This window comes from Pricia sp. (assembly GCF_041745955.1).
In the GTDB taxonomy this organism is placed as follows: Bacteria; Bacteroidota; Bacteroidia; order Flavobacteriales; family Flavobacteriaceae; genus Pricia.
The window spans coordinates 45,963-59,683 of record NZ_JBGTHY010000488.1 but is presented as its reverse complement, the minus strand read 5'-3'; the positions used below and the strand labels follow the sequence as shown (position 1 = coordinate 59,683).

Below are 13,721 nucleotides of genomic sequence, written 5' to 3'. Positions count from 1 at the left end.
TCGGTCAGGATATAAGGATGCTAAAGTGCCAAATTGTTCAGCAATAATCAACGGCGAATGATTGGGTAGCATAATGCCACCAGAACCAATACGAAGTGTGTTTGTACCTTGGGCAACATAGCCAATTAAAACCGAGGTGGCACTACTACCAATATTAGGTGCATTATGGTGTTCCGCTAACCAATAGCGTGTGTAACCAAACGCTTCGGCATTTTGCGCCAATTCAAGGGCATTATTATAGGTTTGTTTAAGTGTATGACCTTCTGAAACTAAAGCAAGGTCTAATATGGAATACGATGTATTTTGGATTTTCATAAATGTATATAATCCGTTGAAAAATTTGTGTCTAAATAACGAATAGCACAAGTTACTGTATAGAATCTTTTTTATACTGTCACCAATCAATAGGTTTATAATCCTTCAGAAATTTACCACACCAATGTTTTCCAGTGTTTATACCATCAAATAAGGGATCCATTACCCGTGCGGCGCCATCAACAATATCTAAAGGGGGTTGAAAATCATGTAATTCCTCTTTTTTCTTGGCCAATTCTATGGGGTCTTCATCTGTAACCCATCCGGTGTCCACCGCATTCATATAAATGCCGTCTTTTGCCAATGCCAGTGCCGATGTATGTGTTAGCATATTCAGTGCGGCTTTTGCCATATTGGTATGTGGATGACGACTTTCCTTAAAAAAGCGATGGAACTTCCCTTCCATGGCAGAGACATTGATGATATGTTTTTTGCCCGTGTTGCTTTTCTTCATGATTTTTGAAAGACGATTGCACAGCACAAACGGCGCCACGGCATTGACCAGTTGTACTTCCAACATTTCAGTGGTTTCGATCTCACCGAGCTTTAGACGCCAACTGTTTGTCTTTCTTAAATCTACTTGTTGCAAATCTGCATCTAATTTTCCTTGGGGAAACACTTCTTCGGCAACGAGGGAATTATCAAAGCTATAGGGGATTTGGGATAATTTTGCAGAAGCTCTTAAACCGATACCAGGTTCCGGCCCGTGCCACGTAACGGGCATATTCTTATTGGAGGATGTACCCGAGGTCAACACTTTCAACTGTTCTAAGCAATCCACATGATCCCGTAGTACATCGTGCGCAAATTTCGGTATGGATGCTAGCGGTTTTTCTTCGTTTTCCATCAAATGGGAATAAAAGCCTGCGGGGCGTCTCACGGTCTGAGCGGCATTATTGATCAAAATATCCAGCTGCTCATATTTTTGCTCGATGTAATTGCAAAAAATCTCTACACTTGGAATATGGCGTAAATCAAGTCCGTGAATTTTTAGACGATGACCCCATTCCGTAAAATCGGCTTCTTTTGAAAAACGCAATGCCGAATCTACCGGAAATCGGGTCGTAGCGATTACCGTTGCTCCGCCGCGGAGCAACATTAATGTAATATGATATCCTATTTTTAACCGAGAGCCTGTTATAATCGCCACCTGACCGTTAACGTCCGCAGTTTGAAAACGTTTGGCATAATTCAAATCACCACAGTCCGTACACATGGTATCATAAAAATGATGCAGTTGTGTAAATACTGTTTTACACACGTAGCAATTTCTGGGAGATTCTAATGCTTGCCGTTCTTTATTTGCTAAATCGGAACCGTCCAACAGCATTGGTGCTACAAATACATTGGCTTCACGGGCGCTACGGATCCCCGTTTCTTTACGGGCTACTCTATCCCTGGCCGCCATTTTGCGTTTAGCTGCTTTCTTCCCATTTTTTTTTCGACGGGAAAACTCATCCCTGCTTGGTCTAGAAAGCATTCCGGATGCTTTTAGCAAAGCGGTTCTTTTCTCTTTTGAAATATCGAATATTTGATCGGTATCCGTAACTAACCGCTCTAATATGGAGATGCATTTATCTATCTCTTCGGATGAAATTTTATGGGATATGGCTGTTTCTTTGTCTTCTCTATGCATCTATTTTACTAGTTATGTGTACTAAAAAATCAGCTCTGCAATATATTGACCCGTACCTTTTTCTTCTTTAACCGCGTATTGTTCAGTTTTTCGACCAAGCCGCTGGCAATGGATAGCGGTACGGCTACAAATGCGCAATCTTGCTTCAGTTCGATAACCCCCAATTGGTCCTTATTAATTCCACCTTGTTTAAAAAATAGGCCGGCGATATCGCCTTTTGAGATTTTATCTTTACGTCCTCCTGAAATAAACAGGGTTTCCCAGAGTTGTGGTTTGTGCGCCGATTTTTTAGATACAACTATGGGTTGGTCTTTCTCAATAAATTCGGGCAAACGCTCTTTTTCCCATTGTAGCACATAGGCAGTTCCCTTTGCTTTTACGCGGGCAGTTCTACCATTTCTATGGGTAAACTCTTCCACAGTTCTGGGAAGTTCATAATGAACGATAAATTGTATTTCCGGAATGTCGATACCCCTTGCCGCTAAATCTGTCGCGACCAGTACTTGACAGGTACCGTTTCTGAACTTGATCAAAGAACGTTCGCGGTCTCTTTGTTCCATGCCCCCGGAAAAACAGGTGTAATTTATTCCATATTGATCAAAATAGGCACTCACGTGTTCGATACTATCCTTAAAATTGCAAAAAATGATTCCGGGTTCATTGCCGATGTGTTGCAGTAATTCCACCAAAGTCTGTAGCTTGTTTTTATCCGGGGCAACCACTGTCCCAACGGTCAATCTTGATGCTTTTTTATCCTTTATATAATTTAGAATCGTTGGAGTTTCCAAGCCCACAAAACGGGGAATTTCAACACCCTGTGTTGCCGAGGTCAGAATGCGTTTGGTCAAATGGGGCAATTGATGGATAATCTCGTTCATCTCCTTCTCGAAACCGGTTTCCAAAGTCTTATCGAACTCATCCAATATGAGTGTTTTAATGCTTGCTTTTGAGAAGCGTTCAGCGCTAAAATGATCCGCAATTCTCCCCGGTGTTCCGATTAAAATAGCGGGAGTATGTTTTAATTCCAATTTATCTTGGGACATGGGTCTGCCGCCGTACACCGCATTGACCTTGAAGCCAGAACCCATATTGCGGACAACCTGTTCAATTTGTATTGCCAATTCTCGGGATGGTAATAGAATTAGTGCCTGTACTTCCATCAATTCGGCATCCAAAGAGTCAATAAGCGGTAATAAAAAAGCCAAGGTCTTGCCCGTCCCTGTCGGAGATAGCAAAACGGTATTCGCTGTTTTTCCGATGATAGCAATAGCTTCTTGCTGCATTGGGTTCAATGCAGCTATGTTCAGCTTTTCTAAAATATCGTGTTGGTTCCGAATGCTATTCGCCATTGAATGTATTGGTCTAATGGGATTAAAATGGATATACTCTAGCACATACGTTTACTTCGTTGGGGACGCCGCTATTTTTGGATTTTTAGCGGTACGCGGTGATACCTAATCGGCCAATACTACCGCGGGCCGCCACAGATCGGTAGCTACAAAGATATCGATAAAGCCTTTCTATTAAACCTCTTGAAGCGTACGTTTTGATTTCCTGTAGGTATAGTTTGGATAGATGGTGCGCTTGGCAAAACGATTCAATTTATTGGAATTGACCATCTTTCTAAATATGGGTTTCGTGACGCCAAAATACTCGTAGGTCGTACCGTCTAAAAAGGTGATTTCCAAAACCAGTCCCTTGAGGTCGTAATCCGCTATTCCGGAATTCGTAATGGTTTCGGTATAGGCTTCCATATTTGCCGCTTTAGTTTCGGGAGCTATACTCACCAAAAAATGGTAACCATCAATTATTGTACGGCTTTGCCCTTCGGCGGCTGACCTTTTGGTATCGCTCTCCTGAAACTTATCCGGATGCCATTCCTTGATCAAATTGCGGTAGGTCGTTTTGAGTGTTTTAAGATCGATTTCTTTTTCGACACCGAACAGCTTCTTATATTGGTTAATACGCTTCATAGATTTTTTTTGAAGGCGCAAAATTACCTCTTTATTCTGAACCCTTAGGTAAGGAAACAGGTTTATCTTTCAGGGACCAATTAAAATTAATGCCGGCCATAAAAAAAACCCCACCGATATCGGTGGGGTTTTGTTACACTTAAAAGCTTATGTATTAAATAACTTTTACGTTCACGGCATTTAATCCTTTGTTGCCTTCCTGTAGATCAAACTCGACTTCATCGCCTTCGCGAATTTCGTCTACTAATCCAGAAATGTGTACAAAATGATCTTTTTCAACACCTTCTTCGGTGATAAATCCAAATCCTTTCGTGTCATTGAAAAACTTTACTGTTCCTTTACTCATGGTAATGTAATTAAATTTATAATATGTATTGATTTGCAAAGATGGCGCCATTTTTCTGTTATTCAACCTATTAATCGATTTCTTTTCAATTTTCTACATCTATGGACGTTCATTTAGGACTTTCTTTGGAAAGAAAACATGAAGAAACTGTGATTAAATTAGGATTTCTGCTAAAAAACAGTAAGTTATAGAAAAGCATTATTAACTAACATATTATATATGAGGCAACTGAAAATCATGAAACAAGTTACAAACAGGGATACTAAATCATTAGAAAAATACTTTTAGGAAATATCAAAGATTGATTTGATTACTGCGGATGAGGAGGTAGAACTGGCCAGAAGAATACGTGAAGGAGATCATATTGCCCTCAATAAGTTAGTCAATGCCAATTTACGTTTTGTGGTTTCAGCCGCAAAACAATATCAAGGAAGCGGTTTACGGCTCTCGGATCAGATCAACGAAGGTATTGGGGAACGAACCCCCAAGAGTCTGAGTGAAATTGGAGAACTCTTTGATATCACCAGGGAACGTGTTAGACAGATAAGGGAAAAAGCGATACGGATACTACGGAAAAAATCCAATAACGAAGTTTTGCAGGCGTATTTGTAAGATAGGATATTCCACTCATTATAAAAGTAGCGCCGACTAAATTTAGTCGGCGCTACTTTCATAAATGATTCTGATAAACTTCAAATTCCAGCATTTACTAAAAAGCGCAACGTCGACCAATAAAAACCCTATAGTTGCCTAACGGGTTTTAGAAACGATTCTAATTTAGGTTTAATCTTATTTTTTGGCGATCAGCACATCATTAATTACGTGTACGATTCCGTTCGATGCCTTTACATTACCTAAAACTACTTGGGTCTTATTGCCTTTTTCGTCTTTTAATACAATCTGATCACCATTTAAACTGGCCTCTAATTCTTTGCCACCTACGGTATTGAACTTGTATTTTCCATTTGCGCCATCAATAGCTTTAACGAGTTTATCCGATGTAATATTGCCTTCTACGACATGGTACTTCAATATATCGTTCAGCACTTCTTTGTTTTCGGGTTTTGCCAATTCCGCAATGGATAGATTCTTCGGTAATTTTTCAAAAGCGTTGTTCGTAGGAGCAAAAACCGTGTAATTGCCCGGTTCGGACAGCATTTTGTCAAGTCCTGCTGCTTTAATAGCGGAAACCAACGTGGAGAGCTCCGCCTTCTCTGCAGCTACACCAGCAATGCTAGTCGCCATCATTTCCTTCTTTTCAGCTTCGGCCTTCGCTTTTTCGGCTTCCGCTTCTTCCATTGCGATTTTATCTTCCGCAGCTTTTTTATCTGCGTCCAACTTGGCTTGGTCTTTACATGATGCCATGGCGAGGACGGCACACAAGGTTAAAAATAAAATTTTTGTATTTTTCATTTTCATAACTAATTGTTTGAATTATTTACACCTAATGTAGTTCGATAAATCTTCCTTACGCCCTAAATACTATTAAAATTATGTTAAATATATCGATAGGGGGCTCACAGGTACGAACGACATTTTTACGATGTATTTTAAGGAATTAGTCCTTCGAAAACACCATACAATGCTGCCAAGGCAGATTATCGATATTCCTTTCCAGCTTCATTCCCGCGGCGTTCATTTCTTTTACCGCCTGGGACTCGGTCATTTTGTGAAGCTGTTTGATAGGTACGCTGTCATCTTCGCCCCGGTATTCGATAAGGTAGAGCTTCCCGTCAGGCCGAAGCGCTTTTTTAATGGATGCGATCATCGCTATCGGGTAGTTAAATTCATGGTAGACGTCGACCATCAATACCTTGTCCACTGAATTTTCGGGGAGGTTGATGCTCTTTTCGCTTCCTTTTACGAGGGCGATGTTCTCTAAATCGCCCTCCTCCTTTGTTATACGTAAGGCGGCGAGCATTTCATCCTGAATATCGACCGCATAAATCAATCCTTCTTTGGCCAGCGGTGCCATTTTAAAGACATGGTAACCGCTTCCCGCGCCGATATCGGCTATGGAGTCGCTAGGTTCAATAGCCATGTTAACGAGTAACTTGGAGGTGTTCTCCTCTTCTTCACGGGTAGAACGTTCTAGCCAGCCCATCCCCTGAAAACCCATAACATGGGCAATTTCCCGACCCATATACCACTTGCCGATGCCATTGGGGTCGCCCGTTTTAAAAGTGTAATTTTCTTCGGCTTTTTTAGATTTGCTATCCTGACCTATACACTGATAGAGCGGCAACGTAATTAAGAATAGAACGGAGAGGCGGAGAACGTTTCGAAGGTGTACCATAGCATGTTCAGTTCAATATGAGAATTAATCCGTAAGCTAAGAAGAAATCTAAAACCACTAATGCCATTGGATGTGGTATTTTAAGCGTTCGGGGGCGATGTAATCGTTTCGTTATAAAAAAGCGGCTTATAAATATTTCCTCAAATGTTTTTCAAAGTAGGCCGCGCTATCCGTTATGCTTTGCATAGAATTTTGGGCAAAATTGCCACCCTGTTCCAAATAATAATATTCCAACGCATTGGTATCGATTTGTGAAAGCATCTCCACGTAATCGATGGAGCCATTGCCCAGTTCGGTATAATCTCGAGTCTTCTTATCCATATCCTTAATATGCCACATGACGAATCGACCGGGATTTTTTGCTATCCATTCTGCCGGGGACAACCCGGAGGAGTGCATGATCCAATACATGTCCATCTGCAATTTCACCAATTCCGGTTCGGTTTCATTCAAGATGATATCATACCCCTTTTGACCATAGTGATGTGTAAATTCGAAATCGTGGTTGTGATAGGCGAACCCCAATCCGGATGCATTGACCTGCTCACCCATTGTATTGAGCTTTCCACTCAGCTTTTTGAAATTTTCGATATCACGATATTCCGGTGCCAACCAAGGCCAAGTTATGTATTTTGACCCGATGGCATGCGCTCCGGTAATGCACTGGTCAAGGTAACGCTCTAGATCCGAGTCGGACTTTTCAAAATAATCCGTAAAATTATAATGCCCGCTGGTGGCCGTCAATTGTAAGTCGTCAAGCAGTTTTTTGAAGTCTTTGGACTTCATACCGTAATATTGATCAAGGTCCCCATCATAACCGTAAATTTCAGAATCTTGATATCCGAGGTCCCGCACCCGCTGCAAGGTCGCCACCGGATCTTTTTGCATCGCATCGCGTATGGTAAAAAGTTGCAGCCCCATTTTAAAGTTAGATGTACCGTTTAGGGCAAAACTGGGTATGGGCAGAAAAGCAGCAGCGGTTGCCGTGCCGGATGTCCGTAGAAATTTTCGTCGGTCGATAGTCTTTATATTTTAACTGGAGTGATTGCTTTCTGTCTTCCGTAGATTTTCAAAAATACTTTATAATTTCTAATTTGATTCATCGAATGGAATGAAAACGTATTCCGTTCGGTGGCCTGCCCCGGTGTAAACCTAAAATCTTTGGGTCGCTGGGCCACCAGATGTACTACATTATGATTGAGATTGGTGATGCTATCCACAGCTATATTTCTTTCTATAGTATTTTTTTTATTTTTTCAACGAAGCCATATCGATAACGAAACGGTACTTGACATCATTGTCCATCACGCGCTCATAGGCTTTATTGATGTCCATCATATCGATCATCTCAACATCGGAAACAATATTATGCTCTCCACAAAAATCCAACATTTCTTGGGTTTCCTTAATACCACCGATCAACGAACCGGCGACACGTTTTCTACCCATAATCAATCCGGCCCCGTTAAAAGGATCCAATGGTTCTACCGATCCGACCAATACCATGGTGGCGTCCCTTTTAAGCAACGCAATGTAAGGATCCATCTTATGGCCGACGGGAATGGTATTTAGGATAAAGTCAAAACTGCCCTGATGCTTTTTCATGGCCTCCTTATCCTTTGAAATCAAGACCTCGTGTGCTCCCAAACGTTCGGCATCATCCGCTTTATCGGGCGATGTGGTGATCATAACGACATGTGCTTCCATCGCATTGGCGAATTTCACGCCCATATGGCCGAGACCGCCCAGACCGATTACACCTACGTTGTCGCCTTTTTTGACGTTCCAGTTTTTCAGGGGGGAATAGGTCGTAATGCCCGCACATAATAGCGGTGCGGCTGCTTTTTCGTCGATGTTCTCGGGAATGCGGAGTACAAACTCCTTGTCCACAACAATTGACGTGGTATATCCTCCGTGGGTATGGTCGTCCATATGCTTGTCCTTACTTCCGTAGGTCATGGTCGCCCCGTTTTCACAGAACTGTTCCATATCGTCCTTACAGGCGGAACAGGTCTGGCAGGAATCGACCATGCAGCCGACACCGACCAATTGACCTTCCGTAAAATCGGATACGCCATCGCCTACCAATACCACACGTCCAATAATTTCATGCCCGGGAATCATCGGATAGACCGAATTGCCCCAGTCGTTGTGAACGGTGTGGATATCGCTGTGGCAAACGCCGCAATACGTGATATCGATTTCAACATCATCTTTTTGGATGTCCCGTCTTTTAATGGTCATCGGTTCCAGTTCCGCTTTGGAATCTTTGGCACCGTATGCCTTCACATTTTCTTTCATAGTATTCTTAAATTTGTAGTGTACCTGTTTTTTGTGGATGGACCTATACCTGCAATTTGGCATCCAAGGTAATCTCTGTGTCCAACAATTTGGAAACCGGGCATACCCTTTTTGCCTTTTCCGCAATCTTTATAAATTCCTCTTTCTTGATATTGGGGACCTTACCGGATACGCTCAAGGCAATTTTCACGATTTCACCGTCCTTAAAAGTGACTTTGGCGTCGGTATGCAGGTCATCTGGTGTATAGCCCTCTTCACCCAATAAACCACTGAGCTGCATGGTATAGCAACCCGCATGGGCCGCACCGATCAGTTCTTCTGGGTTGGTACCGTTTTCGTCCTTAAATCGGGTACCAAAGGCGTATTTGGCCTTTTTCAGGGCACCGCTGCCCGTAGTGATGTCCCCTTTGCCTTCTTTTACGCTTCCCTGCCAGTTGGCGGAAGCATTTCTTGTGAAATTCATATCGCTGAGATTTATTAGTTAACAATTATTGATTCGTACTTATATTAATTCGTACTTGATCGGTCCGTGCAATGCACAATCCGTTCGAACGGCAATTGGCACAACGCATAAGCGCACCGCGTTTATAATGCTTTCATACCCGCTTCTGCCACGGCGTGATCATCTTCGACGGTACTTCCGCTGACCCCGATGGCGCCGACAATATGTCCGTCTTCGTTTTCAATGGGAATTCCACCGGGAAAACTTATCAGTCCCCCGTTGGAATGTTCGAGGTTGTAAAGGGATTTCCCCGGTTGGGACAACTTTCCGATTTCTCCGGTTGGCATATCGAAATATCGGGCGGTTTTTGCCTTTTTCATCGCGATATCGATAGAGCCCAACCAGGCTCCGTCCATTTTTGCGAAAGCGACCAGATTGGCGCCGGAATCGACTATGGCGATGTTCATCTTAACATCCATTTCTGCCGCTTTTTTCTTAGCGGCCTGTATCGCTTTTTCTGCTTTTTCTAGTGTAATGTTCATAGTGTATTATTTTTAGTTTTTACAACTTAAATGTATAATTCTTTTTTTGAATATCTTACTCCATATGCACTTTCATTACCACTTTGGCATTGACAAATTCCCGGGTTCCAAAACCGCCATGTTCCCTACCGTAACCGGGTTCCTTAACCCTGTTCTTTTACTTATTCGGAATCAATTCCCGTGTTTTGGCCTCATAATTCGTATACCCTTTTTTTCCAGGTGTGTAAAAGGTGTCCTCATTCCAATCCGAAACGGGAATATTGTCTCGAAAGCGACCGACCAAATCGGGATTGGATACGTAAAGTTTTGCAAAGGACACCAAATCGGCGTTGCCCTCGTCGATGACCTTGTTTCCCTTTTCTTGATCAAAGCCGGCATTAATCATGATAGTGCCCTTGTATTTCGGACGGTAACGCTCGGCAATGTTACTTTCGGCATAGTCTAAATCGGACACATCGTTAAAAGGTTCGGACAGATGGATATAGGCCAAATCATATTCCTTATCCAACCGCTCGATAATATAATCGAAGGTGGGGATGGTATCTTCATCCATCGTCATTCCGAAAATTCCGTGCAGCGACGGATTGAATCTAACCCCTACCCTATTTTCGGGTACGACTTTTTTCACGGCATCCAGAACCTCAAAAAAGAAACGGGCCTTGTTTTCCTTGGTACCTCCGTAATTATCATCGCGATGATTGCTAGTGCCATTGAAAAACTGATGGAAAAGATACCCGTTGGAGGCGTGGATCTCCACACCGTCGAATCCCGCCTCAATGGCATTTTTGGCCGCTTGTACGAATTCGTTCTGCGTTATTTTGATATCTGATAAGCTCATGGCCTTGGGCTTGACCGTTTTTTTTTGCCCTTCTGGCGTAAATACTTCCGTATCCGGATTTAAGGCTGAGGGTGCCCATGGTAATTCCCCATCGTGAAAGTCGGGATGCGAAATACGGCCGACATGCCACAGTTGTGCGAAAATACGTCCGTCCGCCTTATGTACGGATTCGGTCACTTTTTTCCAACCGGCGATCTGTGCCTCGTTGTGCATACCTGCCGTGTTGATATATCCGACACCTCGGTTCGAAACTTGGCTGCCTTCCGAAATAATAAGGCCTGCGGTAGCCCTTTGTGTGTAATAGGGTACATGCAGGTCTTTGGTCGGCGCGTTGTTATCGTTTTCGGCACGGCTTCGGGTCATCGGGGCCATAATGATGCGATTGGGCAATTTTAGGCCGTTCATGTCGTATGGGGTCAATAGGGATTGTTCTTTCATATATTTTTGTGTTATTCATTGGAAAAAAAATGCTGTAAAACATTTATATTAAAAGGATGCGCTATCATCCTATTTAAAAATGGAATCTATTAAAATCAAGTGGGATTGGGAGTTGCTATCGCTAAGGATTTTGACGTTTTCGAAGTGGATGTATGTTCATTCCTATGGCAACAGCTAATTTTCGATGGGAATTTTGTCCACCGTACCGCTATATCGAATGGGAAATCGTTGTGAACTGTTTACGTTGATCATACTGCTCAAATTCTGATATAGGCTGAGATTGACATTAAAGTTTTCCGAATCGTCTTTCATACTGAACCGGATGTCGTAACGCTGTTTTGCATCATTTTTCGAAACTTTCATATCCTCGGGAATACCTTCGAATTCAATGCCCGGACCATCGTTATCATACCCGCCACCCATCTGTCTTTCCCCGAAATAAGGCAGGTAGATGGCAACGCTATCCCCCATCATTTTCAGGTAATTGGCATTACCGATGAGACTGATCTGACCGGCAGAACTTCCGGGCGGCAAGAGGCCCGAGTTCGAGATACTGTTCATACTGGCGGTCGCCATAGGCATCGCCCAATCCGATCGGACCTCAAAGCGTCTTTGCGACACAAGGCTATCCAATGCTTGACCTGCCCCATTGTCGTCCGTAAGCTTAGAACTACTGCCGCAAGAGTTGAACATTCCCACAGAAATACTGAAAAGGAATACGATGCTAAAGTTTCGAACGGTATTGTTTTTTGACATTTTGAACTAGATAACTACAAAGTTGACAATCTTTGCTTAAAGTTGTCTTAAACTATTTGATTGAGGATCGAGGCAGACTTTTCAAGGCTTTGTCAAGAGGGACTTCGCCCGAGACCATTTCAAAAACTGCGTTTTGGGCCGTTGTATCGTCAAGCGCAGCGACTAGAACTTGGGCGACATCTTCCCGAGGAATTTCACCACGAGACGACAACTCCTTGTCCAATTTTATTTTACCATTTCCCCGATTATTGTTCAAGGTGCCAGGTCGTACTATCGAATAATCGAGTCCGCTATCTTTTAGATACTCGTCGGCATTGTGTTTGGCTTTGAGATAGTCTTTCAACTGATCGGCTTTATCAGGGTGCCCGGCCCCGATCGAGCTTAACATGATAAATTTTTTGATGCCTGCGTTCTTACTGGCATCAATCAGTCGTTTGGCACCTTCTTGATCGACCTCGACGACTTTCTCGCCTCCGGACCCGGCCGCGAAGATTACCTTGTCAATGTCAATGACAGCTTTTGATAGGTCTTCCTCAAGATTGGCCACTACCGTTTTTACGTTTTGGCTTTCAAAAAAATCGACTTGGTCTTTTGCCCTGACCATCGCAATAGGTTCCAAGCCGTCGGACGTTTTTAAAAGCTGTACAATTTTTTGACCTGTGGTGCCATGTGCACCGGCTACTAATATATTTTGCATACTATTATGTTCTTTTGAACGAAGGTAAGGGCAAGTAATCCGTTTCAGTACTGCAAAACATTTAAAGATTGACGTATACGGACGGGAATGTCCGCAGCAAGGTCAAAGGAATCAATCCTGACTTTCAAACTAGATTAATATCTTTGCCAACTCTAAAAAATCACCAACATGTTTCTGTCGAAAAACCAATGGCTCTTTTTACTCTTTTACAGCTTCTATGCCATAACGAATGCCCAACTCGTCAATATTGAGTCCAAACGCATGCAGAAAGATTCCGTTCGATTTGCCCTAAAAAGCGATGTACTCTTCGATTATACAGATAATAACGGGGACTACATTTTTGAGATAGGTACGAACCTGACCACGCAATATAAGTCTAAGGACCTGAACAAAATTTTCTTTTTTATTGGCAACTATGATCTGATACGGAGCAAGGACCAGGATTTTCAGAATTCATGGTTCTTTCATTTGCGCTATAATCAAAAGCTATCCGATCTGTTCCGTCTGGAAGCTTTTGTACAGAATCAGAATAACACGCTGCTTACTGTTACTTCCCGAAATCTTATCGGTGCGGGAGTGCGGTTAAAAGTTATTTCTACCGAAGTGACCAAAATGTATCTGGGCAATGCATACATGTACGAAATCGAAAAAAACGATGCTACTGACCAGCGTTTTTTCAATCATCGGAACAGCAGCTATGTGTCTTTATCGTACGCTTTTCGAAAAATCAAATTGGAGCTTACCGGAACGGTATACTTTCAACCCCTGTACGACGATATCGGCAACCATCGCATTCTCAATCAAATAAAGGCGGAACTGCCCATCACCAAAATCGTCAGTCTTTCGGCCCTCTATAATTATTTTTACAGTAGTTTTTCAACAACAACGGATATCGACCGGTCTTCGAAATTGAGCGTTGGGCTTACTTTTGGTATTTGAAATGTGTTTGTTAGTTATGGATCAACTATCTCAGTAATTTGTATACTGATGGATATCAAACATACAACGCCCCTTTCTGCTTCCACTACTTCAATAATCGCTAGCGCTGCTTTTTAAACCTTCATCAACGATCCGTTGGGTCAATAGCCCTATTTTTCAAATGCTAAAACCGCTCTTCGGTGCGGAAAAGCCTATTTTTACC

Annotated in this window: 15 protein-coding genes and 1 pseudogene; 2 read left to right on the top strand and 14 right to left on the bottom strand. The window is 42.6% G+C overall.

Annotation, left to right across the window (positions count from 1 at the left end; genetic code table 11):
• The 5 genes from ACEW8S_RS17380 to ACEW8S_RS17360 all read right to left on the bottom strand — a co-directional run.
• Nucleotides 1-315: LLM class flavin-dependent oxidoreductase (locus ACEW8S_RS17380; RefSeq protein ID WP_373519383.1), on the bottom strand; the 315-nt coding region annotated here is incomplete at its 3' end.
• A gap of 79 nt (nt 316-394) precedes the next feature.
• Nucleotides 395-1,951 (bottom strand): SDR family NAD(P)-dependent oxidoreductase, encoded by a 1,557-nt coding sequence (locus ACEW8S_RS17375; protein WP_373519382.1) that lies wholly within the window; start codon nt 1,949-1,951, stop codon nt 395-397.
• 29 nt (nt 1,952-1,980) lie between these two features.
• Nucleotides 1,981-3,300: a DEAD/DEAH box helicase gene (locus ACEW8S_RS17370; protein ID WP_373519381.1), complete on the bottom strand. Its 1,320-nt coding sequence runs from the start codon at nt 3,298-3,300 to the stop codon at nt 1,981-1,983.
• A 174-nt stretch (nt 3,301-3,474) separates the two neighbouring features.
• On the bottom strand, nt 3,475-3,924 hold the full coding sequence (locus ACEW8S_RS17365; protein ID WP_373519380.1) for a KTSC domain-containing protein: 450 nt from the start codon (nt 3,922-3,924) through the stop codon (nt 3,475-3,477).
• A 154-nt stretch (nt 3,925-4,078) separates the two neighbouring features.
• Complete coding sequence (locus ACEW8S_RS17360) at nt 4,079-4,270, bottom strand: cold-shock protein (RefSeq protein WP_027075965.1); 192 nt, start codon at nt 4,268-4,270, stop codon at nt 4,079-4,081.
• Nucleotides 4,271-4,489: 219 nt separating this feature from the next.
• On the opposite strand from ACEW8S_RS17360, the pseudogene ACEW8S_RS17355 reads away from it, so the two are divergent.
• A pseudogene (locus tag ACEW8S_RS17355) lies at nt 4,490-4,882 on the top strand (sigma-70 factor domain-containing protein).
• 177 nt (nt 4,883-5,059) lie between these two features.
• Here ACEW8S_RS17355 and ACEW8S_RS17350 read toward each other — a convergent pair.
• From ACEW8S_RS17350 to ACEW8S_RS17310, 9 genes are all read right to left on the bottom strand, one after another.
• The gene (locus tag ACEW8S_RS17350; RefSeq protein ID WP_373519379.1) at nt 5,060-5,683 is read right to left on the bottom strand and encodes a fasciclin domain-containing protein; all 624 of its coding nucleotides are present in this window, start codon (nt 5,681-5,683) and stop codon (nt 5,060-5,062) included.
• A 145-nt stretch (nt 5,684-5,828) separates the two neighbouring features.
• Nucleotides 5,829-6,566: a class I SAM-dependent methyltransferase gene (locus tag ACEW8S_RS17345; RefSeq protein ID WP_373519378.1), complete on the bottom strand. Its 738-nt coding sequence runs from the start codon at nt 6,564-6,566 to the stop codon at nt 5,829-5,831.
• A 126-nt stretch (nt 6,567-6,692) separates the two neighbouring features.
• The gene (locus ACEW8S_RS17340) at nt 6,693-7,487 is read right to left on the bottom strand and encodes a sugar phosphate isomerase/epimerase family protein (protein ID WP_373519377.1); all 795 of its coding nucleotides are present in this window, start codon (nt 7,485-7,487) and stop codon (nt 6,693-6,695) included.
• 327 nt (nt 7,488-7,814) lie between these two features.
• On the bottom strand, nt 7,815-8,867 hold the full coding sequence (locus tag ACEW8S_RS17335) for an NAD(P)-dependent alcohol dehydrogenase (protein ID WP_373519376.1): 1,053 nt from the start codon (nt 8,865-8,867) through the stop codon (nt 7,815-7,817).
• 43 nt (nt 8,868-8,910) lie between these two features.
• The gene (locus ACEW8S_RS17330) at nt 8,911-9,330 is read right to left on the bottom strand and encodes an OsmC family protein (RefSeq protein WP_373519375.1); all 420 of its coding nucleotides are present in this window, start codon (nt 9,328-9,330) and stop codon (nt 8,911-8,913) included.
• Nucleotides 9,331-9,452: 122 nt separating this feature from the next.
• On the bottom strand, nt 9,453-9,851 hold the full coding sequence (locus ACEW8S_RS17325; protein WP_373519374.1) for a heme-binding protein: 399 nt from the start codon (nt 9,849-9,851) through the stop codon (nt 9,453-9,455).
• A 157-nt stretch (nt 9,852-10,008) separates the two neighbouring features.
• Nucleotides 10,009-11,127: an alkene reductase gene (locus ACEW8S_RS17320; RefSeq protein ID WP_373519373.1), complete on the bottom strand. Its 1,119-nt coding sequence runs from the start codon at nt 11,125-11,127 to the stop codon at nt 10,009-10,011.
• 174 nt (nt 11,128-11,301) lie between these two features.
• Nucleotides 11,302-11,883, bottom strand: coding sequence for a DUF4251 domain-containing protein (locus ACEW8S_RS17315; RefSeq protein ID WP_373519372.1), 582 nt, complete (start codon nt 11,881-11,883; stop codon nt 11,302-11,304).
• Nucleotides 11,884-11,935: 52 nt separating this feature from the next.
• Nucleotides 11,936-12,580 carry an SDR family oxidoreductase gene (locus tag ACEW8S_RS17310; RefSeq protein WP_373519371.1) on the bottom strand — a complete coding sequence of 215 codons (645 nt, stop codon included), beginning with the start codon at nt 12,578-12,580 and terminating at the stop codon, nt 11,936-11,938.
• A gap of 168 nt (nt 12,581-12,748) precedes the next feature.
• Between ACEW8S_RS17310 and ACEW8S_RS17305 the strand changes: the two genes are divergently transcribed.
• Nucleotides 12,749-13,519, top strand: a complete 771-nt coding sequence (locus ACEW8S_RS17305) for a DUF481 domain-containing protein (protein WP_373519370.1) — start codon at nt 12,749-12,751, stop codon at nt 13,517-13,519.
• The last annotated feature ends 202 nt before the right edge of the window (nt 13,520-13,721 follow it).